The sequence below is a fragment of the Pseudomonas azerbaijanoccidentalis genome (genome assembly GCF_019145495.1).
Classification (GTDB): Bacteria; Pseudomonadota; Gammaproteobacteria; order Pseudomonadales; family Pseudomonadaceae; genus Aquipseudomonas; species Aquipseudomonas azerbaijanoccidentalis.
Genome location: NZ_JAHSTU010000002.1, coordinates 446,778 through 468,390, shown reverse-complemented (window position 1 = coordinate 468,390; position 21,613 = coordinate 446,778). Strand labels below are relative to the sequence as shown.

Genomic DNA, 21,613 nt, shown 5'->3' with positions numbered 1-21,613 from the left:
GCGATGGGTTATTTTTTGTTCTGGACTATCAGTACGGCGCCTTTGTTCGCGGGCGCTGCATCGATGGATATTCAGGCCAGGTTCAGTCCTGATCCGGCTAATCCGTTGGTCAATAAATTTATCAATACGACACCATCTTCCGGGTATTGTGCAGATTATCCTCTTACATGTGATTGGGACAAACTCTTCAGTTTAACTACGCCGCTGACGTTTAGTTCGAGTTATCCGATTCCAGCGCGGCACACAGATCCACGGCAAGGGGCAATGTTCAAAGTTCCAGCTGACTGGAAAACATTCACGGTTACCAAGGTTTCTGGAGGTGGTTCGTCTAACGAAACTGCAGAAATGAAAGTGCGTGTTGCTGGTTTTGGCACTCGATACAGACTCAGTGATACGCCCAGTAATTTAGTTGGGCGCGAAGATAGTACCCACAGTATTTTATGGTCGGGGCAGCCTTGGTATCAAGCGCCATCTCCGTGTAGGGCGAGTGGTACAAGTACGTACAATGAGCGGGAGTACAATACGTTCTGGCTGACTTCGGTTGTCGGCACCTGTGCAAAAACGGCAGCGTATGCCATTCCCGGTTTCGAGTACTTGCGCTTTGACATGGGTTACGAACTCGAAACTCCCGAACCGCTGAAGATGAGTCAAGGAATCTATACCGGAAGTGTGACCTATCAGGTTGGACCCCATGGCGATTTTGATATGGGCGACAACATGCTGCCCAATGACAACAGCCTGACGCTTAACTTCACCTTGGACGTTCAGCACACACTAAAAATTGAAATTCCACCCGGTGGTAATCGAATCGAACTGGAGCCTCAAGGCGGTTGGCAGGCCTGGCTCAATCAAGGGCGAAAGCCGACTCGGTTGTACCGGGACCAGACCTTTAATGTTTCGGCCTCATCACGATTCAAGATGCAGCTCGAATGCCAATACCTGGCGGGTAATACCTGCGGGTTTCGTGACACTGAGTCCGCGCATCTGGTACCGCTCAACACCAGTGTGAGCCTGCCGTATGGGCTGACCGATGCCGCGGGCCAGGCTGTCCAGCGTCGCCCCTTGCACCTGGATGGTAGTGGCACCGAGCTTTTTCAACCCGGTTTCTATCTCGATCGCAAGCCGGGAACCCTTCACTTTGAAATTGCCCGCGAACACGTCGAGTCGATGCTGAGCGACGGCGTAACCAAGACTTACTCGGGTGATGTCACGGTGATTTGGGATTCGGAGGTTTGAACCGCGTGGCGATTGGCCCGGTTCGACTGTTTTATTTATTGAGGTGATGCGTCATGAAACGTCTGTTGGCACTGTTTGGTTTTTCTCTGTTCTCCCATGCTGCTCTGGCCGGGCCGCAAATCAATGTCGGCGTTGTTTACGACTATCTGGATGGCGATAAAAGTACTTATTTGAAGCGTGTATTCAACGGCGGTGACAGCACCGCTTTCGTCAAGATCAACATTCTCGAAATCATCTACGACGCCGATGGCAAGGCCCGGGAAATTCCCCTGGAGAACCAGGCAGACGGCACTTCGCGCAATGGCTTGATGGCCAGCCCCGCGCGTTTGATCGTGCCGGCCAACGGCATGCAGGGTTCGCGGTTGTTGTACATGGGGGAGCGTGAAAAAGAACGTTACTTCCGCGTGCGCTACGTGCCTGTGGTGCCGGAGAAGGAAGATGAGTTTGCCGTGTCTGCCGAAGAGCGTGAAGACTACAAGAAAAGCCTGTCGGCAGGGGTAAACGTGCTGGCCGGGTACGGCACTGTATTTTTCGTACGCCCCAAAGAGACTCGTTACGACAGTGTGATCGAGAACGACGTCAGCCAGTACCGCATCCGTAATAACGGCAATACCGTGGTGGTGATCGATGAGTTCAAGAATTGTTCAACCAGGAACGAACAGGAATGTCATCCGGTTACCAAGCACCACATTCTGGCCGGTCGAACATTCAAGTTCGATAAGCAGGCAGGCCGTGAATACCGTTTCACCATGGTCGAAGGGACAAAAGCCACGAAACTGGACGTAAAGGGATAACGCTGAGCTTTGGGCGGAAGTTGCGTTGCGGCTTACAGCCTTTTTAATTGCGTGCAGTGCAAACAGGTGATGACGCATGTTTAAGAAAATAATGACCCTTGTTTCGATGGTGGCGCTGACGTTGGGCAGCGTTTGTGCATATGCCCTCGTCGAGCGAGAAACCTTTGAAGTCTCAATCACCATCCCGACCGCGGAATTCTATGTGTTGCCGGTTGATCCGGACTGGATTGGAAGGGAGCAGAAACTGACTTGGGACTTGAATGCGCAGGAACTAAGTTCGCTGCGTAAACAATTCGATGTCAAAAACAGCAATGGCGAGATCACTGCGCGATTAAGTGAAGTGCCTTATTTGAGCAATGGCAGACACGTAGACAACATTGCCTTGGACGTTCAGTTCAACCGGGTAAAACTCTCGGTACTTGATGCACCCGTCATTTCGGAAATGGATGGCAAAACCGGTAAGCGCGTGGAACTGGTGATCGCGGCAGTCAAGCCGGACGACGGTTACAAGCCCGGTGAGTACTACGGCAGCGTGCATATGATCTTTGAAGCGAGCGCTCCTTGATTTCGATCGGAGGCAATATATGGATTTTGTTGCCGTCTCAATAACAGTTCAGGTTAATTTAAGATGAGTGAGCAATTTAGACGAAACATAGGGAAGTTGATTTTTTCAGCTTTATTTCTGGCTTTATACATCGAGCCCGTGGAGGCACTCACTCAGGACATCAGTGCCGTGTTTATTCCAGACCCGACGAATCCGATGAGAAATGAGTTTCGCAACACCACTCCGGTATCGGGAGTTTGTCAGGGGCATATGCCTGAGCGTTGTAAGCAGTTAGGGATTTTCAGTATTCGTACCCCAGGTTTTAGTGCCAACGCTATTGCACCCATCAACGCGTTTCATGCAGATGAGCGCCAGGGCGCGATGTGGAAAGTTCCATCGGAATGGCGGGACGTGCAAGTCACCCATACGCGTACTGGCGAGGTTAAGACAGTGCAGGTACGGATTGCCGGTATTGGGCATCGCTGGGATGTACGTCCCAATACCAGCGCATGGGCAGTACCCGGAGGCTCCTGGCAGGGACGATGGCAGTCTGCACCCAGTCCGTGCCAGAGTTCTAACTTTCTAACCGGCAACAGCACCATGGCTATATTTTTTTGGATTGTACCGGAAGGTGCAGGGGTATGTAGTCGCCAACCAGGTACGGACATAACACGTTTCTGGTACAGCACCTTCGAATTTGCCTATGCACTCAAGACACCTAACCCGTTAGATATGTCCTCCGGGCAATACACCGGTGTCCTTACCTACACGATGGGACCGCAAGCGGATTTTGACTTTGGTGATGTAGTAATTCCCGGTGACTCCGAGCTCACTTTGAATTTCACCCTGGATGTCATGCATGCGCTAAAAGTCGACATCCCGCCGGGGGGTAATCGCATTGAGCTGGTGCCTCAGGGCGGTTGGCAAGCCTGGTTGAATCAGGGGCGCAAGCCGGTGCGGCTGTTCCGGGATCAGACATTCAATATCTCGGCGTCATCGCGGTTCAAGATGCAGCTCGAGTGTCAGTTCGTCGCTGGTAACACCTGTGCCTTGCGCGACGCGGGCGCTGCCGATCTTGTGCCCTTGAATACCAGCGTGACGCTGCCATACGGCTTGACCGATGGAACGGGTCAGCCCGTTGATCGTCGACCCCTGCGACTTGATGGCAGTGGCACTGAATTGTTTCAACCTGGTTTATACGTCGACCGAAAGCCGGGAGTCCTGCACTTTGAAGTGGCCCGGGAGCACGTCGAACAGATGTTGCAAGACGGCAATGGCAAGACCTATTCAGGCGATATCACAGTGATCTGGGATTCGGAGGTCATCTGATCCCTCACCCCTTTCCCTGCGACCCACCTGACACATTGCCTGCAGGCAGGTGGTTCCCTCAAGAAAACAGCACATCGAAAAATCGCGGTATCCAGAAGTACCAAAAAGTTTAAATTAGTGTTAACTCTCTAATTGGCTCGTGCTGTCCTTTATTTTCGGGGGCGTGTAGTATAAGTCTTACGGATTTTTTGTAGTTTGATAGTGCGGTTAGTTTCGATTTGCACAGTTTTGTAGTCTCTCTCTTACATCCAGACATCTGCTTTGTAGTTATTTCAGGTTTTTTCTTTCCGGTGTTGTGGCACTTTAGCTACGCACTTGCAGGAATTTGCCTGCTTACTTTCCAGATCAATTGGTCGATCATCTTTCGGCGTTGAAAGTTCAGTTGAGCAAATGACTGCTCGTGACGGTTTTTACTCATCATGAACTTTCAGCACTTACCCTTTTAAAAAACAGGTACTGAAAGATGTTCAAGAAAATCGCGTTCGCTGCTCCTCTGGTTGTTTTGGCTCTGGGTTCTTCCATGGCGTTTGCCGCCACCGAGGCCAAGCATTCCATCAACCTGGTTGCCCATGTTCCTACCGCTGATTTCTATGCGGTACCGGTTGATTCGGACCTGGTCAACAAGGATCAGGACATGAGCTACAACCCCTCCACCGGTGCCATGAGAACCGTCGACGGTCACTTTGACGTCCTGCACACCGCCGGCACGGTACATGCGCGTCTGGAGTCGGCAGCCAAGCTGATCTCCGGAAACAAGACCATCGACTTGAAAGTCGAACTCAACGGCAAGACGCTCACCACAACGTCCCAGGAAGTCGTGGGTAAAGATGAATCCAATACCCGTTATCGCGCGCCGTTCAAAATCAGCGCCACCGGCACCAAGTTCGATGCAGGTGATTACACCGGCGTTGTGTTGTTGAGCATCGATGCTGTACCTGCTGCTTAAGTAATACCCATCACGATAAAAAAGATACTTTTTTCAAGTAACTTATCGGTCGGCAAATCTTTCGATTTGTCGGCCGTGCTTTGACTTTCCTGTAATCAGAGTATTTGTTCATGTTCCCGATGACGCCCATCGCGGCGGCGCTTGCGCTGCTGTTATGTAGCAGTGCATTTGCGGCGCCAACATCTGTTGATAACACGCCGCGTAGTCTGCTGGCTCAGGCAAAGGGCCTGCCGGCAGAGTTTGAGGAGCATTTCTTCGATGTTCCGTTGGCGGTCCGGATTGAACTCGATCAACAACCGCTCGGTGAGGCGATGATTGTGTTGTCCCGTGATGATCGGGTGACGCTGCTCGATTTCACGGATACCAGCGAAAGCCGTTTTAGCGCGAGTGAGCGCGATACCTGGGGCGATATTCTCAAGCCCGGCGTGCCGCTCGGCACCTGCACCGGCCAATGCCTGGAACAGATGCTGGCAGTTCACTACAACCTCGAAAATTCATTGCTGTCGGTCGTCACTGAAAATGCCGAGCGCGACAGCGAAGCCAAGCGTTTCTACGATCAGCCCGAAGGCGGCAGCAACGGCCTGATGGTACGTAACCAACTCAATCTCAATGGCGGCCAGGATCAGGACCTTGGCGGTCGTTTCGGCCTGGAGGCCAGTGGCAGCCTGGGTAACTGGAGCCAGACCTTCAACGTGCAACTGTCCCGTCTCGGCGGCCCGGATAACAAGACCTACCACGCAGTGCATGAGCTCTATAGCCAGCGCGAACTCGAAGGCCGTTTTTTACGCCTGGGCTACTTCACCCCCAACTCTGAGGGCCTGATGCGCGAGCCCCGTTCGTTCGGCACCAGCCCCGATACAGCGGTGGGCGTGATGTTCGGCAGTTCCGACAGTCTGGCGATCGACAGCCCCAAACCCAGCGTCTATCCGGTTTATGTCACAGCCAACCGACAGGGTTCCGTGGAAATTTACCGCGACGGCTTGCTGATCAATACCCAGTCGGTCCCTGCGGGTTTGCAAACCCTCGACACCCGTCCGCTGCCCGGTGGAATTTACGAAGTGGAAGTGCGGTTGATCGAAGACGGTCAAATCACTTCTACCACCCAAGAGCTGATTTACAAGCCGAACAATTGGCGCAATCACGATGAACGCTGGCGCTATAACCTGTTTGCCGGTCAGGAAAGCAAACTGCTGAGCAATTGGGAGGATCAGGACAGCGGCGATGCGACCGTGGGCGCCTCATTCAATTACCTGCTGCACCCGCGGGTAATCCTCGGGCTGTCGGCACGTCAGGTCAGTGACAAGCTGCAATACGGCAGCTCCATCGACTGGAGCCTGGCCAACAGCGTCAGCCTCTACGCCAACCTTTACCAGACCGAAGACCATGGTACCGGCGTCGACCTTCAAGGCTTGTACAACTATGGCGCCGGCAGTTTGGTGATCAGCCACAACCGCAGTTGGCTCGACACCACCAACACCTACGACACATTGCCCGACGGCACTAGAGTGCGTCAGCGCAATGTGTTCACGGGCCAGACCAGTAATTCGTCGTTGGCGCTGAACCACCGGATCAGCCGCAAAAGCTCGCTCAATGCGCGGGTGTCCCACAGCGAGGGCAATGTCGAAGGTGTCGGCGTGGACCTGGGCTGGACGCAACGCACCGTTCTGTTTGGCAGCGATGCCAACTGGCGGCTCTCGTTGTTTGATCGCCCCGGCAGCTACAGCAGTGGTGATGCGCGTAATCGCGGGGTCGATCTGAGCATCAACATGGCGCTCGGTGGTCCGGGGCAGCAAATTTCCGGGAGCATCGGCAGCCGCACCGCCCGTGATGGCAGCCGTGACAACAATGCCTCCCTGGGTTGGCGCAAGGACCTCCAAGACCATGTGTTGCAGAGCGTATCGGTGACCGCGCTGACCGATACCTACGGTGTCGGATTGTCGAGCCTGGCGAACTTTCGCACCGATGCCATCAACGGTGACGGGTTTATCCAGCGTTCGTCCTTTAACAACAATTTCACCGGTGGTCTGAACCTCGACAGCACGCTTGTCGTTGGAGCGCAGCGTATGGCGTTGACCAGTCAGCATCAAGGCCGCGGCGCCGGGATGATTGTCGATGTCGAGTCCGACATCGACGACATCGCCCTGCGTGCCGACGACCTCAGCGGCGGCAGCGCTGCCTTGCGTCCCGGACGCAATTTCATACCGCTCACCGCTTACAAAAACAGCTCGGTGAGCTTCGACTTCGAAGGCAACGACGTCCCGGCGGCGAGCATTGAGCCGGCACGCACGCGCTATCACCTGAACAAGGGGGGCGTCGAGTACCGCAAGATCCGGGTCATGAAAACCCTGACCGTGCTGGGCCGCTTGCTCGATCCGCAAGGCCAGCCGCTCAAGGGCCATCACGTCATTAACCACGCCAGTCGTGGGGTCAGCGAAGTCGACGGCTTCTTCTCCATGGAAATGAATGCCGGCTCGCCCACCCTGGAAGTGCGTTACGCGGACCAGTTGCTGTGCCAGTTCCGCCTTGATGTCGACAAGCATCGCAGTGAAAACAACGTGCTGATGATCGGTGATCTGCGTTGTTCGCCGGACACGTTGGCGGATGCCACTTCCAACCGGCGCACGGCAGGTTGAGCGGCCCGATTCCGATGTTCAAGAGAGTGTGATCATGAAACCAACGTCTACATGTTTCCGCCTGCTGCGGCGCAGTCGCTGGCTGGGGATGCTGGCCGTCGTCGCGGCGCCTTCGGCGCAGGCGGTGAATCAGGAGATCCGGGCGCTGTTCACCCCGGACTCTGCCAACCCGCAACGAAATCTGTTCGTTAATAAAACGCCGGTCAGTGGCTATTGTGCCGACTATCCCAGTGAATGCCGGGACAATGAGACCTTCAGCATCCGCCTGCCCATGCGTTTCGAGTCGGCGAGCCCCATGCAACCCAATGCGTCGCCGCGCAACAGTGCGATGTTCAGCATTCCGGCCCGTTGGCGTCCGTTAATGGTGACGAACAGGGAAACGGGCGAAACGGAAACCGTCGAGGTGCGTATTGCCGGTTTCGGTTCCCGATACATCCTCAGTGATACCGCAGTCAATCTGACAGGTGCCGCGACGCCCATTGAAGGGCACCGCGTCTTGTGGGGCGGTCCGGGGGGAGGCTGGGTGAACGCGGCACCTCCCTGCACCTACAGTGGTGTGGGAATGTATTCGGACAACTACTACCGGTTCTTCTGGAAGACTCCGGTACAAGGGACTTGCGTCAAGACGGCCAGTTTTCCGATACCGGCCATGACGTATGACTACCTGGACTTCTCCTATGAACTTAAAACCCCCAATCCGCTGACGATGTCGTCCGGACTTTATACGGGGGACGTGAGTTATCGCATTGGTCCCGGTGGTGACTTCGACATGGGCGATGTGATGTTGCCGAGCGACCCCGACCTGACCCTGAATTTTGTGTTGGATGTTCAGCACACCCTCAAGGTTGACATTCCCCCTGGCGGCGAAAAAATCAATCTGGTTCCGGCCGGTGGCTGGCAGGCCTGGCTGCAAACGGGACGTAAACCCGTGCGCCTGTTCCGCGACCAGACCTTCAATATTTCGGCATCGTCGCGCTTCAAGATGTACATGGAATGTCCGTCATGGAATGCCGTCACTTGCTTGCTCAAGGACGCTGAAGGTAGACGCCAAGTCATTATGGACGTGAGCGTCAGCCTGCCCAACGGCCTGACGAACCTGGCTGGCGAGCCGGTCAAGCGTCAGCGACTCAGGGTTGGACCAATGGGTGCAGAAATTTTTCAGCCCGGTTTCTATGTGGATCGAGCACCCGGCGTTTTGCATTTTGAAGTAGCGAAGGAAGAAGTGGACTACATGCTGCAGACCAGCGTGGCCAGTCCGTACTCCGGCAGTGTCACCGTTATCTGGGATTCAGAGGTTTGATGGGCCAAGGCATCGAAAGATGACGGCTGCATCGTGTTCAATATGATGAGGTTCAAGGGTATGAAGCGTCTTTTGATAATGATGGCGTTGAGCGGTTTTGCTTTAGGCATTCAGGCCGGACCGCAAATCAACGTCGGAACGGTATACGACTACCTCGACAGCGAAAAGAGCACGTACCTCAAGCGCGTATTCAACAGCGGTGACAGCACGGCGTTCGTCAAGGTCAGCATCCTGGAAATCGTCTACGACGCCGATGGCAGCCATCGTGAAGTTCCGGTCAAGACCCAGGCGGACGGCAGCGGTCGGGATGGCTTGATGGCAAGCCCCGCGCGATTGATCGTGCCGGCCAAAGGCATGCAGGGCACGCGCTTGTTGCACATGGGCGAACGTGACACCGAGCGTTATTTTCGCGTGCGCTTCGTACCGGTAGTGCCGGAGAAAGAAGACGAGTTCGCCGTGTCGAGTGAAGAGCGCGATGCCTACAAAAAGAACCTGTCGGCGGGAGTCAACGTGATGACCGGGTTTGGCACGGTGTTTTTTGTCCGGCCGACAAACAGTCGCTTCGACAGCGTGATCGATGACAGTCCCGGCGTTTACCGATTGCGCAACGATGGCAATACCGTGGTGTTGATCGATGAGTTTCGCAACTGCTCGCTGAAAAACGAAACCGAGTGTGAGCCGACCACTAAACACCACGTTCTGGCCGGTAAAACCTTTGAGTTCGAGAAAAAGCCCGGCCGCGAGTATCGCTTCAACCTGGTGGAAGGCGCATCGAAAAAAACGCTGCGCATCGCCAGCCAGTAATACCGGGAGGGGCGAGTCACCTTGGCTGGCTCGCGGTATTTTTAGTCGCAACAGGTACCTGACATGATCAAGCAATCGACCATCGCGGCGTGGATGAGCGTGATGGCGCTGATAAGTACCGAGGCTTTTGCGGCCCGGGAAGAGCGCACGTTCGAGGTGTCGGTGGATATCCCGACGCTGGGGTTTTACATCATTCCGGCCGAGTCGAACTGGTTACACCTTGAACAGACGTTAGCGTGGAACATCCATACGAAAACATTGGAGGGACTGCGCAAGAATTTCGACGTCAAACATGACACCAGCGCGATTGAAGCACGGTTGGAAGCAGAGCCTTACCTGTCCAACGGACGTGACGATCAGAACATCTATTTGCGTGTCAGCTTCAATGGCAAGGAATTGAGCCATGACCCACAACCGCGGGAAGTGTTGACTGCTGCGCAAGCAATCGCCGGTGGTCGCTTTCCCTTGGAAATCGTGCCGAAAGTGCCTGCCGGTGGATACAAGCCGGGGGTTTATTACGGCAATGTGCAACTGATATTCATCGCCGCTGCGCCTTGATGTGCGGCAGCCTGACAAGTCAGGCTGCCTTTGGCTTGCTTTAAGACTTTTATTGGCCGGCTTTACGCAGAGCCTCTCGGGTCAGTTGTCTCGCCAGCTGTTTCTCCTCGTCGCCCAGATCGACGAGGAAGCGATCGAAGTCAGAATCGCTGATCGGCTCATCGGCAAAGACCACGGTCTCTGGGATGGGCAGATCGTTGATGAGCTCCCTGAGTCGGTTGCGCAGTACGGCTTTCTCAACGTCCGACGTCGACTCGAGCCACTGAAGCTGGGTTGTGCGCAGCTCCTCCAGTTTCTCGTATTTGCTCTGGTAGAGACGTTTGTTCGTCTGTATTTCAACTGGCCATTTTTCACCCAAGTAACGCTCCCAGAAATCCTGTTCAAGCATCTTGTTGATCAGGCCATCACCTTCGCCCAGGGCCAGCACCGTGTCGTACGCCTGATCGATCATGGTGTCGGTTACGCCAGCAACCGGTCGATACAGCATGCCTTCGGATTGCCACGGCAAGTTCAACCGCGAGGCGAGACTTGTCTGGTACGCCAGGTAGATTTCGACGTCATCAGGGGTGCCGCCACGACTGGCAACGTCAGCCCGGGCGATTTCGTTGACGTGCTCCAACCGTGCGGCACCTTTGGCAAGGGTCACCAGTTTGCGTTGAAGCTGCGCCGGATCGGTGGAGTACGAATAGGCCTCGGACGCGAGCACGCGAATGCCCATGGTGTTGAACAACTGCGCGCCGGCATCGGCACAATCGACGGGGGCGATGGCCATGGTGTAGAGCTGCTCGCGCAGTTGAGTGTCGATGTACACGGCATCGAGCATGCGTGCCATGCGTTGTACCAATTGATGGCGAATCAGGCCTCCGGCGGCATAGTCCGACGAGCGTTCCTGTTTCAGCACGGCCTCGATAAACGCATGGGACCGGGGGTCCTCGGACAGTTCCTGGAAAGAGGCGCCACTTTCTATCCCGAACCCGGGTACGTCCGCCCAGTTATCGGCAGTGGTGCCGTAGTCCGTCGGGTGAGCAGTCACCAGTGGCTCGGGAGGCAATTCCACTGAGCGACGAATCTCCTGGTATCGCAGTTGATTCATCTCCGACAAATCACCGACGTTGAGTCGGGTGCGGGCGATGACCCAGGCTTCGGGCCTGCCGGGTACCACCTCGGGAATAACGCTGAGTGGATTGTCCCGCAGGTCCAGGAAAAACCCCCTTGGGCGGGTTTTGGCCAGAACCCCATCGGGCCACGAGGTCAGGCCGGTGTTTTTCAAGGCCACAACTTTGAGCCTGGGCATGCGACCAATGTCCGGTGCCATTGCCAGAGGGTTGCCTTCGAGCCTGAGTATTTCCAGGAAGGTCAGTTGCTTGAGTCGCAGGACTGCGTTGGCATCGAACACAATCTGGTTATCACTTAACTGCAGGCGTTCCAGGCGGTGCATGGCCCCGATGCTGTCGGGTAGCCGCTTAAGGTCGCAGTTTTGAGCGCTGAGTTCATGAAGATTTGGGAAGTCTTTCAGCAATCCATTGAGCTCGCTGGAAAAATAAGTTCTGTCGAGCTTCAGCACGTTGACTTTGTCGAGGAACTTTCTCAGCTCGGGAGGCCGCCTTGACCACCAGGTCTCCAGGTCCAGTGGCAGCATTTCTCTGGACAGGTCGAGCGCATAGTTGTCCAGGTCGAGACGACTGCCGAGTCCGGTTTTTTTGCGCTCGAAACATTCGATTAGGTGCTCGGCGATATGCTGTCCGCCGCCGTCACGAAACTCGCTGCTGCCAGGCCCCCACGTTTGCGGTTGCTGGAATTCCCAGCGGTTGAGAATGACGCGCAGTTCATCGAGTTCATCTTCGCATTGCTCAATGGCTCGCAGTGCATCGCCTCTAGCGATCAGGGCGTTGGCAAATGTGTCGACCTCATGGTCGCTGAAGTCCGAGTACAGGTCCTGAATGCGTTCGTGCAGGGTTTCGCCGGCTCTACTGGTGGCGGCGCCTCGCACCAGCAAGAGTGTCTCATGCTCGGCCACGGCGCGAATGGGAGGCGTGGCCAGAACCGCCCGGCGCTCGCTCGGTGTCTCGGTCTTGGCGATGATCCAGTGCTTGAAGAATTCGACATCCCCTGCTCGATATCCAATCGCTCTGCGCCCATCCTGGCCCATGGCCTGGAGCAGGGCAGGAAGAAAATCATCGGCCGCATGGATCAGTTGGTCCTCGGTGTCACGCACTTCGTATTTTCCGGATTCGTTGCGCACCATGACCCTTACTTGTGCTGCATCTTCGGGGCCTGCGCTGCATCGCAGTTCGCCGTCGAGCGCGCCCTGGCGGATGTCGATACGCAGATTACCGAAGGTATCGGTTTGCATGCGCAAGGTGCCCAGCACCAGGCGTTCGGTATTACCACTGACCAACGCGTTGTCGTACAGGCCATGGGCGGCGCGCACCGCTTGGGTCTCGAACTGGAGTTCCCGGGCCTGGCATCTGAGGCGCAAGGGCAGGCGTTTGTGCAGGGTCATCTGCTGGAGTTCCGACGGTGTGGCACCGGCGAAGATTTTTTCCGCGACGGGTTCAGGCAGTTCGGGATAACCGCTGAACAATGCAGCCATTTCAGGGGGTAACGCAGGAGGCGAATTCACCGGTGCCCCCAGGCGTTGCAGGGTGTCGGTCAGCAAGGGCGGCGGCGGGGCGTGCTCAATGTGCATCCTGCGCAGTTCGGCCTCTTCAGTGCCGCTGATCTGACGGATCCGCTCCAGTTGCGTGTCGCTGAAGGCATCGGTTGTATGGCCCAGGCGTCGCATCAGTGTGGTGCCTTCCCACTCACGTGGGTTCTCCGTTTCACTGACCCAGGCGCCATGGCTGTTGTGTCGCAGGGTCGGGGCGTAGGCGTCGGAGCGTTGCGGATGCAGGATGCGGTGTTGCCCGGTGGCCGGGTCTTTTTGCACTTCAAAGAGTTTGTTGTCGAGCCGTATCAATTGTTGGCCCTGGTGCTGGTAAACACCTGATCCATCGGGCTGGGCGCTCGAAGGCAATGCCCCGCCGGATTGTTCGTAGGGAGCAAGTTCAGGATTCCACAACCGCGTGCGCCCCGAGGCCGTTTGTACCGGTTTGAGGCTTTCGAAGAACGGCGAGAGTTTGGCTCGCGCAACGTTACCGACTGCACCTGCTGCCGCGAACGCGCCGAGCTGGACCACACTTTCCAGCACATTCAGGGTTTGTTCGGCGGCTTCGGTCACCTGACCCTCGGCCAGATCGACGACGCCCTCGACCACTTCTTCGGTCAATTGATACGCGGTGTAAGCGAGCATCAATTCGCCCAGGCCAGGGACAAACGGTATTGCCACAAACAGGGCGGCGTTGAACATGTCCGAGAGCATTTTTTCCAGGTTATCCCACCAGGCCCAACGGGCCATGCGATCGGCGTATTCGGTGGAAATCGCGATTTCTCGCGCATCGTTGAGAATCTTGTTGAGCTTCTGTTGGTAGTCGTAACTCCAAAGATCAGTCGCGGATGCGGCCTCTCGGTTGGCGTTGATGCGCGAGACGCTGAACCCCAGGTTGGGGTTGGCCACGGGTGTTTCGCGCCATGTGGGCAAGCTGGAGCCGGGTGGCACCGGCTGCCATTTGATTTGGCTGAGGCGGTTGTTGAGCCCGGCGAAGAAATGCCCGCGTTGCTCATGGGGCACGAACTGGCTGAAGTACTGTTGATAACTTTTGCTGGCAGGGACGTCGCGTAACTGGCGTGTCAGTTCGGCCATGAATTCGAGCGACGACGGGTACTGTTTGAGCGGGTGCTCCGGGTCGTGGGGCACGTACGCCATGATCGGGACAGGACCGGACGCGGACTCGGGAATGATCAGCACAATGCCGACCAGACGGGTGTCCATCATCGACAGTGTGTAATAACCGACGGCCTTACCGTTCCATTGCACTTTTGAAGGATCGTCGAGCATGCCTTGCACGACGTCATAGGCCTGCTGATCGATATCGCTTTTCATCAGCGCCATGAGTGCCGCCACTTTGAGCGCACTCTGCTGGTTGCGAATGACGATGTAGCGCAGGTAGTTGCTCGCCACCGGGTTGGTCGACAGCAGGAATTCCTTCAGATGCTCTTGGTATCGGGCACCGATGTTCAGCTCGCGGCACAGCGATTTGAACTGGTCGATGCTCAGTTTGTGCTTGAGGCGTTTGACGACGAAATGCCCGCGCTCGTCGGGGCGGCTGATGAATTCGGAGTCCGGGTGAAATGTCTCGTTGTTCGAAAAATTATGCAGGGCAGCGTCCAGCAGCGACACCGTGCGGCTGGTGGTGCCGCCTGAAAAGTCATGCACCCACCAAGCGGTTTTCACTGGTGCATACAACCGCAGCCAGGTTTGTTCGACATCGTCGTCGACGCCGAAGCGCTGCTTCAGCGCCTGTTGCAGGATGGGCCGGGCAAACGCGTAAACATCCTGTAGCTCGGTCAGGGCGCGATCTACAGTGTTCTGCGTCGTCCAGTTGAGCTGGATGTCATTCTTCAGGCGTTGTTGCAGCGCCTGTGTGGCTTTGCGCAGCGGATCCGGGGCGATGATCCTGTCGGCTTTCAGCTCATTGACGCGAGCGATGGAGGTGTCTTCCAGCCAGGTGGGAATAGCCTTTTTGATCAAGTCAAAATGAACGCTTTTATCGGCCAGGTCATTAGCGAGCTGGTCGGGAATTTTATACGGGTTAAGCATTGTCTGATCGTCCGTTGATCAACAGTGGAGCGATCAGACTAGGTAGGTAAATGCTCCGAAAAAAGCTCAAAAACCGGGTTGAACATGCAGCGGAAACGGGCCGAATCTCCCGAAATCAAAGAGTGAAAAATACATAGTTACCGCCACGCCCACATGGATTGCGGGCAGTGGCTAGCGCACCGCCGTTGCCACCGTTGGCTGACACATCGTGTGAGTGCCGGGCTGCAGATATTGAGTCAGAATCGGCGCCATGCCTTTGAGCACCTGTACGGGCAGCGCTGAGGTGAACGTGAAGTTCTCCGCCGAGCGCCCCGGCACAAACGCGGTCAGGGTGCCAAAGTGGGAGTCGCCGATGTAGAACACGAACGTGGCCGTACGGTTGAGCGATTTCGAACTCAAAATCCGCCCGCCTGAACCGATCGCTTCGATCCGGTTATCACCGGTGCCGGTCTTGCCGCCCATGGCCAGCGGTGTGCCGTCGGGCAGCTTGAAACTGCCGGCCACGCGTTTGGCGGTACCGGCATCAACCACTTGCGAAAGTGCCTCGCGCATGGCGGTTGCGACTTCCGATGGCATTACCCGTTTGCCGACATCCGGGTCGTTGACCAGTCGGGTTTCATAAGGGGTATTAGCTGCGAAATGCAGGCTGTCGATGCGCAGCGTGGGCATGCGCACACCGTCGTTGAGGATTGTCCCTATCAGCTCGGCCAACGCCGCAGGCCGGTCGCCGGAGCTGCCGATGGCGGTGGCCAGTGACGGCACCAGGTGATCGAACGGGTAGCCGACTTTCTGCCAGCGCTGGTGAATGTCGAGGAATGCCTCGATCTCCAGCATGGTGCGGATGCGGTTGTCGCGGGCGCCCTTGTGCCGACTCTTGAACAGCCAGCTGTAGACTTCCTGACGTTCAAACTGGCTGGCCTTGACGATGTCTTTGAAGGTCGCGTCGGGATGATTGAGCAAGTAGCCCATCATCCACAGGTCCAGCGGGTGCACCTTGGCGATAAAGCCCTGATCGGGCAGGTCATAGCTGCCTGGGCCGTAGGCCTGATAGAGCCGCTCAAGACGCTCGTCGGTGAGTTTTTCAGTGAGCTTGGCGCCGGTAAGGTGCGAGCGCACGAAGGTGTTGAAGCTTTGCTGGCTGGCCTGCGGTAACAGGTAACGGTGCACGGCAGCCATGCGAATCGGTGTCGGGCGCATGCTGTCGAGGAACGTTTCGAGCCGCGCCTGGGTGTCTTTGTTGCGGTATTTTTTCCAGAACTTGAGCAGGAACGACGTGCCTTCGCGGTCGGCGAACGAGGCCAGGTATTCCTGGCGACGTGGGTCACGGTCGTCTTTGAGCAGTTCGGCACTGTTGTTGGGGCCGGAATAGGTGGTGTAGCGCACCAGATCGCGCATCAGGCGAATGAACGGCAGGTTGATCGATTCACGCAGGGCGTCGCGCAGGGTCGGCAGGCGACCGTTGTCTTCCTTGCGGAAGTTATGGAACGTGTGCAAACCGCCACCGGTAAAAAACGCCTCGCCGGGGCTGGCGGAATATTTGCGGTCCAGCGCGGCGCTGAGGAGCGGTTGCAGGCTGTGATCCTTGTTCTGGATCAGGTAATCGACGACCCAGCGACTGAGACGGTCCTGCTCCGGCACTTCGACTTTCTTCAGTTCCGGTACGCCCATGTCGGCATACTTATCGTGCAGCTCGGCGATGATTTGCAGGTAAGTGGTCATCACCCGCATTTTTGCAGTGGAGCCCAGTTCCAGTTTGCTGCCTTCGTTGATGTCGAACGGCTGGTCGGTGCTGTCGGTTTGTACCCGCACCCGCGAACCGTCCGGGGTCAGCTCGAACAAGGTAAAGCTGTATCGCACCTGGGTGGTGCTGGTGGGGGTCAGCAAGCGTTCGCCCATCAGGCCGATTTCGGCGGCATAGGCCGGGTCGGCGAGTTTTTTCAGGTAGGCGGTGGCCTGGGTTTGCAGTTCACCTTGCAGGGTGCTGGTGGCCGAGAGGTCGAGGCGGTCGAGGTCGTACAGTGGACGATTGAGCAAGCCCGCCAAACGACTGCGCGCGACGCTGATGCCCTTGTTGGTTTCGATCGGCTGCATGGTCGGCTGGGTCGCCCAGTCGCGGTACGTGACCTTGCCGGCCAGTGCCGCCGCGGCGAATGGCGCGTCGATCACGTTGTTCTGTGCCAGCAGGCGAATATGGCTGTCGGTGAGTTCGGCCAGTTCATCCCGACCTTTGGTCAGGTAATGAGACGGGCGGCGCTGGGCGATCATCAACGACAGCATTTCGCGCAGGGCCAGGCCTTTGTCCGCCAGGCTTTTTGGATCCGTCGCGTCGCTGGCCAGGCGTTCGTTGGCCTGGTTGAAATCGGCGCCGTACCAAACGCGCAACCCTTCAGCCATGCCATGTACTTCACCGTGGCCCGGTACGGCCGACAGCGGCACGCTGTTGAGGTAATCACGCACCACGTTCTGCCGCGACTTGAGGGTTTGCGGGCCATCTTGATAGGCGCGCACGCTGGCGGAAATCATCTGGCGGATTTTTTCCCCGCCCGACGCGGTCAGGCCATCGGGCGAGTGCCGGTATTTTTCCAGTTGCGTCGCCAGGGTACTGCCGCCCGCCGATTGGCCGGGCAGGTGCAGCATTTTGGCGACCTGGGTGTAGGCCGCCATGCCGAACCTCGGCCAATCCACCGCAGGGTTGGCCAAGGGCTGGCGCGGGTCGAGCAGGAAACGGTTTTCGATGAACAGCAGGCTGTTAACCACCACCGGCGGAATCGAGTCGAAGCTGGAGTAGAGCTGTTGCGGATAATTGTATTGATACAGCGGTGCCGCCTTGCAGTCAGTGATCGACAAACCGGCTTGAATCTTTTCCGAATAGGGTACGAAAAGGCCTTTGTCCGTGTAGTTCATCAACGCCGGGGAAAAGCGTGTCTGGGCGGTGATCACGTAGTCGCGCTTGAGCAACCGTGGCAGGAATTCGCCCAGCGAGCTGTAGCCCAGGCGCAGGTCGAACGGGCCGGCCCCCGGGTAGTGTATTGAATCGCTAGGGCCGGGTTTGAGCTCGTAGCTGAGGGTCTTGGCGAATTTGCTGACCTCGCGGGACTGGAATCTTGAGGTGCGCATTTCCTTGGCAGCCGCGAGCCCTACCACGATGGCAATGATCAGCAGCAACAGCCAAAACGCCTTCCAGCCGTGTTTGGTGCGGCTGCGAGGGGGTTTTTCAGGTAATGGCGCTTCATCCACAGGTTCAGTCTGGACCACGGTTTTACTCGAATCGGTTTGCCATAAAGCGCCCATAGTCGACTGATCCATTCACGCAGATTGATCGGACTTGTCTGAAGCTTAGACGGTGGTTGGCGTTGGTGAAAAAATTGTGAGGGGGGGAGTGGTGAAGAGCAGGGGTGTACGCCGCTTTGCTTTTCTGTGGGAGCCAGCCTGCTGGCGATGGCGCCCCAACAGCCAACCTGATCCCGAGGATGTGCCCAATAAAGCCCGCAGCCTCGCTTCGCTCGACAGCTGCTACAGAGGTTCAGGGGTTTTCCCGTAAAGCGGCCCGATAACCCTGTCCCAGAGCCATCGAAGACATACCCCCACCCGCCTGAACGCATGACGCTGCACCAATACCGTGCAATACTCGCCGCCAGCTGCAAAAGCGATAATTCCTACAAAGTTCAGGCAATCCTTCTCCGTAGATCCCTTTTTTATCGAGAGTTACGCCTGTTTTTTGTGGTTTATAGAGTGAAAAACGCTTGCGGCAGCTTTTTATACTGCACACCCGCTGATCTCACAGGTTTCCATCCTGCAAGACGGTCCTGCCCACGAGGCAGGCCCGGTTACGGCAAGCCATGGCTTATCGGTCAATGCTTCGCCACTCGGTGGTCATATCCAATAACAAGACGAGGTTGTACCCCCATGTCCGTAGGCAATCCTCTGCCCCACGGCGACACCGCTCAGGGCGGTCCGCTCAAACGCGAACTCGGCGAAAGACATATTCGCCTGATGGCGCTCGGTGCCTGTATCGGTGTCGGTCTGTTTCTCGGTTCGGCCAAGGCCATTGAAATGGCCGGCCCGGCGATCATGCTGTCTTACATCATCGGTGGCCTTGCGATTCTGGTGATCATGCGCGCGCTCGGTGAGATGGCCGTGCACAACCCGGTTGCCGGTTCGTTCAGCCGTTACGCCCAAGACTATCTCGGCCCGTTGGCAGGCTTCCTCACCGGCTGGAACTACTGGTTCCTGTGGCTGGTGACCTGCGTTGCCGAAATCACCGCTGTGGCCGTGTACATGGGCGTCTGGTTTCCCGATGTGCCGCGCTGGATCTGGGCGTTGGCGGCGTTGATCAGCATGGGCTCGATCAACCTGATTGCGGTCAAGGCCTTCGGTGAATTCGAGTTCTGGTTCGCCCTGATCAAGATCGTCACCATCATTGCGATGGTGCTCGGCGGCGTCGGCATCATTGCTTTCGGTTTCGGCAACGATGGTGTGGCATTGGGCATTTCCAATCTGTGGGCCCACGGCGGCTTCATGCCCAACGGCGTGCAAGGCGTGTTGATGTCCCTGCAAATGGTCATGTTCGCCTACCTCGGCGTTGAGATGATCGGCCTGACTGCCGGTGAAGCGAAGAATCCGCAGAAAACCATTCCTGATGCGATCGGCTCGGTGTTCTGGCGGATTCTGCTGTTCTACGTCGGCGCGCTGTTCGTGATCCTGTCGATCTACCCGTGGAACGAAATCGGCACCCAGGGCAGTCCATTCGTGATGACCTTCGAGCGACTGGGCATCAAGACCGCTGCCGGCATCATCAACTTCGTCGTAATCACCGCGGCATTGTCGTCGTGTAACGGTGGCATTTTTAGCACCGGGCGCATGCTCTACAGCCTGGCGCAGAACGGCCAGGCCCCGGCTGGTTTTGCCAAGACCTCAAACAATGGCGTGCCGCGTCGTGCATTGCTGCTGTCGATCGGTGCGTTGTTGTTGGGTGTGTTGCTCAACTATTTGGTGCCGGAGAAAGTCTTCGTCTGGGTGACGGCGATTGCCACCTTCGGCGCGATCTGGACCTGGGTGATGATCTTGCTGGCCCAGCTGAAATTCCGCCAAGGCCTGAGCGCCAGCGAACGTGCCGGCCTGAAATACCGCATGTGGCTGTACCCGGTCAGTTCGTACCTGGCGCTGGCGTTCCTGGTGCTGGTGGTCGGCCTGATGGCGTACTTCCCGGACACCCGCGTGGCGCTGTATGTGGGGCCTGCGTTCCTGGTGCTGCTGACGGTGTTGTTCTACGTGTTCAAGCTGCAACCGACCAATGCGTCGCAAGGTGCGGTGCGTTCGGTTCAATAAACCGTAACGCCTGAAACGAAAAAGCCCCGGTCGATTGGCCGGGGCTTTTGCATTTTAAAGATCAACGGATCGCAGCCTGCGGCAGCTCCTACAGCGAAATACGATCAGATTCTGTAGGAGCTGCCGAAGGCTGCGATCTTTTACTTGTCTGGTTCAAACGCTTGTTGAACTCCAGCCACGCACCGAGCAGCGCCATCAACCCGGCGCCCACCAGTGCCGTGAAGATTTGCATGGCGAACGCGTCGTCAGTCAGGGCGTTGATCATGTCCGCCAGCGGCGCCAGCAACACGCCCAGACAGAAAATCTCCAGGGAAAAACGCCCCATGCGACAGCTTTGCTGCGCCAGCCAATTCTGCGTCCAGCCGGTGTCGGGCAGCAGTTTTGCGGTGACGTAGGCCAGCGCCAAAAAGTGCAACAAGCGTTGGGGTGACAGGTTGGTCTTGCTGATCGGGTACAGCAGGTTGCTCACGCTGGAAGGCATCAGGGCGTCGTGGATGTGCGGCCATCGCCACAGGACGGTGAGCACCCCGGCGGCCACCACGTACACCGCAGCGGTCATGAACAACGGCTGGCGCAGCAGCGGCCGAGTGTCGGGCAGGTGCGGGCGCTGAGAGTGGATCGCCGCGGCCCCGCCAAGGATGAACAGCAACTGCCAGGCAACTGGATTGAAGTACCACACGCCGTCCTTGATGGCTGCCAGGTTCCAGCCGGCCAACGGCACCATCAGGTACAGCGCCACAGACATCGCGACCACCACCCACGTCTTGCGCACCAGTATCGGCAGCACCAGCGGCAAACCCGCCAGCAACACGATGTACAGCGGCAACGGGTCCATCAGGTTGGGTTTGAAGCGCAACAGCAGTTCATCGATCAAGGCTTGCTGCGGGTCGCTGATGAAGTGGTGCATGCCCATCTCTTCGACCAGGTCGCGGGTTTCCACGTGGCTGTTGGCGAAAAACACGATGCCCATCAGCATCGCCAACAAGAAGATATGCACCACGTACAGGACCCACGCGCGGCGCAGGATTTTCACGCAGGCGATCAGAAAACCCTCGCGCGCGAGTATTTTGCCGTAGGCCAGCACGGCCGCATAACCGGCCAGGAACACAAAGACTTCGGCAGCATCGCTGAAGCCGAAATTACGCATTGTGATTTGACCCAAAGGGTTGTGGGGCACGTGATCCCAGAAAATGAAGATCAATGCCAGACCGCGAAAAAAGTCGATCCGGTGATCGCGCGCTAACGTCATGACGGCAGGCTCGTATTCGGAATGTTGAACAAAGGAGTATCCACAAGCGACAAAGATTACAGGCCGCTCATCGGCGGCGCGCAGGGTGGACTGATTCACCTTAAATTGCAAAGTCGGGGTATTTCGGAATGTCTCCTGAGTGGCTTCGAGATGATAACCGCTGGTCTGAAAGGCGTGCCAACCTGCGATTTCT

Annotated in this window: 13 protein-coding genes; 10 read left to right on the top strand and 3 right to left on the bottom strand. The window is 56.9% G+C overall.

The annotated features are described in order from the left end of the window. The first annotated feature begins 3 nt into the window (after nucleotides 1-3). From KVG88_RS08680 to KVG88_RS08640, 9 genes are all read left to right on the top strand, one after another. Nucleotides 4-1,236, top strand: coding sequence for a hypothetical protein (locus KVG88_RS08680; protein ID WP_217871318.1), 1,233 nt, complete (start codon nucleotides 4-6; stop codon nucleotides 1,234-1,236). 53 nt (nucleotides 1,237-1,289) lie between these two features. Next, nucleotides 1,290-2,030 carry a molecular chaperone gene (locus tag KVG88_RS08675; protein ID WP_217871098.1) on the top strand — a complete coding sequence of 247 codons (741 nt, stop codon included), beginning with the start codon at nucleotides 1,290-1,292 and terminating at the stop codon, nucleotides 2,028-2,030. A gap of 76 nt (nucleotides 2,031-2,106) precedes the next feature. Then, a complete protein-coding gene (locus tag KVG88_RS08670) occupies nucleotides 2,107-2,595 on the top strand; it encodes a CS1 type fimbrial major subunit (RefSeq protein WP_217871097.1) in 489 nt (162 codons plus the stop codon). Between the two features lie 63 nt (nucleotides 2,596-2,658). Further along, nucleotides 2,659-3,903 carry a hypothetical protein gene (locus tag KVG88_RS08665; protein WP_217871096.1) on the top strand — a complete coding sequence of 415 codons (1,245 nt, stop codon included), beginning with the start codon at nucleotides 2,659-2,661 and terminating at the stop codon, nucleotides 3,901-3,903. A gap of 463 nt (nucleotides 3,904-4,366) precedes the next feature. Then, nucleotides 4,367-4,849: a CS1 type fimbrial major subunit gene (locus KVG88_RS08660; protein ID WP_217871095.1), complete on the top strand. Its 483-nt coding sequence runs from the start codon at nucleotides 4,367-4,369 to the stop codon at nucleotides 4,847-4,849. Between the two features lie 110 nt (nucleotides 4,850-4,959). Continuing rightward, nucleotides 4,960-7,482, top strand: a complete 2,523-nt coding sequence (locus tag KVG88_RS08655; protein ID WP_217871094.1) for a CS1-pili formation C-terminal domain-containing protein — start codon at nucleotides 4,960-4,962, stop codon at nucleotides 7,480-7,482. A 34-nt stretch (nucleotides 7,483-7,516) separates the two neighbouring features. Further along, nucleotides 7,517-8,782, top strand: coding sequence for a hypothetical protein (locus tag KVG88_RS08650; RefSeq protein ID WP_225933908.1), 1,266 nt, complete (start codon nucleotides 7,517-7,519; stop codon nucleotides 8,780-8,782). Between the two features lie 60 nt (nucleotides 8,783-8,842). Then, nucleotides 8,843-9,586, top strand: a complete 744-nt coding sequence (locus KVG88_RS08645) for a molecular chaperone (protein WP_217871093.1) — start codon at nucleotides 8,843-8,845, stop codon at nucleotides 9,584-9,586. A gap of 63 nt (nucleotides 9,587-9,649) precedes the next feature. After that, nucleotides 9,650-10,144 carry a CS1 type fimbrial major subunit gene (locus KVG88_RS08640; protein WP_217871092.1) on the top strand — a complete coding sequence of 165 codons (495 nt, stop codon included), beginning with the start codon at nucleotides 9,650-9,652 and terminating at the stop codon, nucleotides 10,142-10,144. Between the two features lie 49 nt (nucleotides 10,145-10,193). Here the strand turns inward: KVG88_RS08640 and KVG88_RS08635 are convergent, their stop codons facing one another. Together KVG88_RS08635 and KVG88_RS08630 are read right to left on the bottom strand one after the other, a co-directional pair. Continuing rightward, the gene (locus KVG88_RS08635; protein WP_217871091.1) at nucleotides 10,194-14,843 is read right to left on the bottom strand and encodes a dermonecrotic toxin domain-containing protein; all 4,650 of its coding nucleotides are present in this window, start codon (nucleotides 14,841-14,843) and stop codon (nucleotides 10,194-10,196) included. A gap of 171 nt (nucleotides 14,844-15,014) precedes the next feature. Continuing rightward, the gene (locus KVG88_RS08630; RefSeq protein WP_217871090.1) at nucleotides 15,015-18,134 is read right to left on the bottom strand and encodes a transglycosylase domain-containing protein; all 3,120 of its coding nucleotides are present in this window, start codon (nucleotides 18,132-18,134) and stop codon (nucleotides 15,015-15,017) included. A gap of 615 nt (nucleotides 18,135-18,749) precedes the next feature. Between KVG88_RS08630 and KVG88_RS08625 the strand changes: the two genes are divergently transcribed. Continuing rightward, the gene (locus KVG88_RS08625) at nucleotides 18,750-20,171 is read left to right on the top strand and encodes an amino acid permease (RefSeq protein ID WP_217871089.1); all 1,422 of its coding nucleotides are present in this window, start codon (nucleotides 18,750-18,752) and stop codon (nucleotides 20,169-20,171) included. Nucleotides 20,172-20,259: 88 nt separating this feature from the next. Here the strand turns inward: KVG88_RS08625 and KVG88_RS08620 are convergent, their stop codons facing one another. Next, complete coding sequence (locus KVG88_RS08620) at nucleotides 20,260-21,420, bottom strand: OpgC family protein (protein ID WP_217871088.1); 1,161 nt, start codon at nucleotides 21,418-21,420, stop codon at nucleotides 20,260-20,262. Nucleotides 21,421-21,613 lie beyond the last annotated feature (193 nt).

Coding starts and splice junctions, on each gene's coding strand:
- KVG88_RS08620 (WP_217871088.1), bottom strand. CDS start 21,420: ATGACGTTAGCGCGCGATCACCGGATCGACTTTTTTCGCGGTCTGGCA.
- KVG88_RS08670 (WP_217871097.1), top strand. CDS start 2,107: ATGTTTAAGAAAATAATGACCCTTGTTTCGATGGTGGCGCTGACGTTG.
- KVG88_RS08680 (WP_217871318.1), top strand. CDS start 4: ATGGGTTATTTTTTGTTCTGGACTATCAGTACGGCGCCTTTGTTCGCG.
- KVG88_RS08630 (WP_217871090.1), bottom strand. CDS start 18,134: ATGGGCGCTTTATGGCAAACCGATTCGAGTAAAACCGTGGTCCAGACT.
- KVG88_RS08640 (WP_217871092.1), top strand. CDS start 9,650: ATGATCAAGCAATCGACCATCGCGGCGTGGATGAGCGTGATGGCGCTG.
- KVG88_RS08665 (WP_217871096.1), top strand. CDS start 2,659: ATGAGTGAGCAATTTAGACGAAACATAGGGAAGTTGATTTTTTCAGCT.
- KVG88_RS08655 (WP_217871094.1), top strand. CDS start 4,960: ATGTTCCCGATGACGCCCATCGCGGCGGCGCTTGCGCTGCTGTTATGT.
- KVG88_RS08625 (WP_217871089.1), top strand. CDS start 18,750: ATGTCCGTAGGCAATCCTCTGCCCCACGGCGACACCGCTCAGGGCGGT.
- KVG88_RS08650 (WP_225933908.1), top strand. CDS start 7,517: ATGAAACCAACGTCTACATGTTTCCGCCTGCTGCGGCGCAGTCGCTGG.
- KVG88_RS08675 (WP_217871098.1), top strand. CDS start 1,290: ATGAAACGTCTGTTGGCACTGTTTGGTTTTTCTCTGTTCTCCCATGCT.
- KVG88_RS08645 (WP_217871093.1), top strand. CDS start 8,843: ATGAAGCGTCTTTTGATAATGATGGCGTTGAGCGGTTTTGCTTTAGGC.
- KVG88_RS08635 (WP_217871091.1), bottom strand. CDS start 14,843: ATGCTTAACCCGTATAAAATTCCCGACCAGCTCGCTAATGACCTGGCC.
- KVG88_RS08660 (WP_217871095.1), top strand. CDS start 4,367: ATGTTCAAGAAAATCGCGTTCGCTGCTCCTCTGGTTGTTTTGGCTCTG.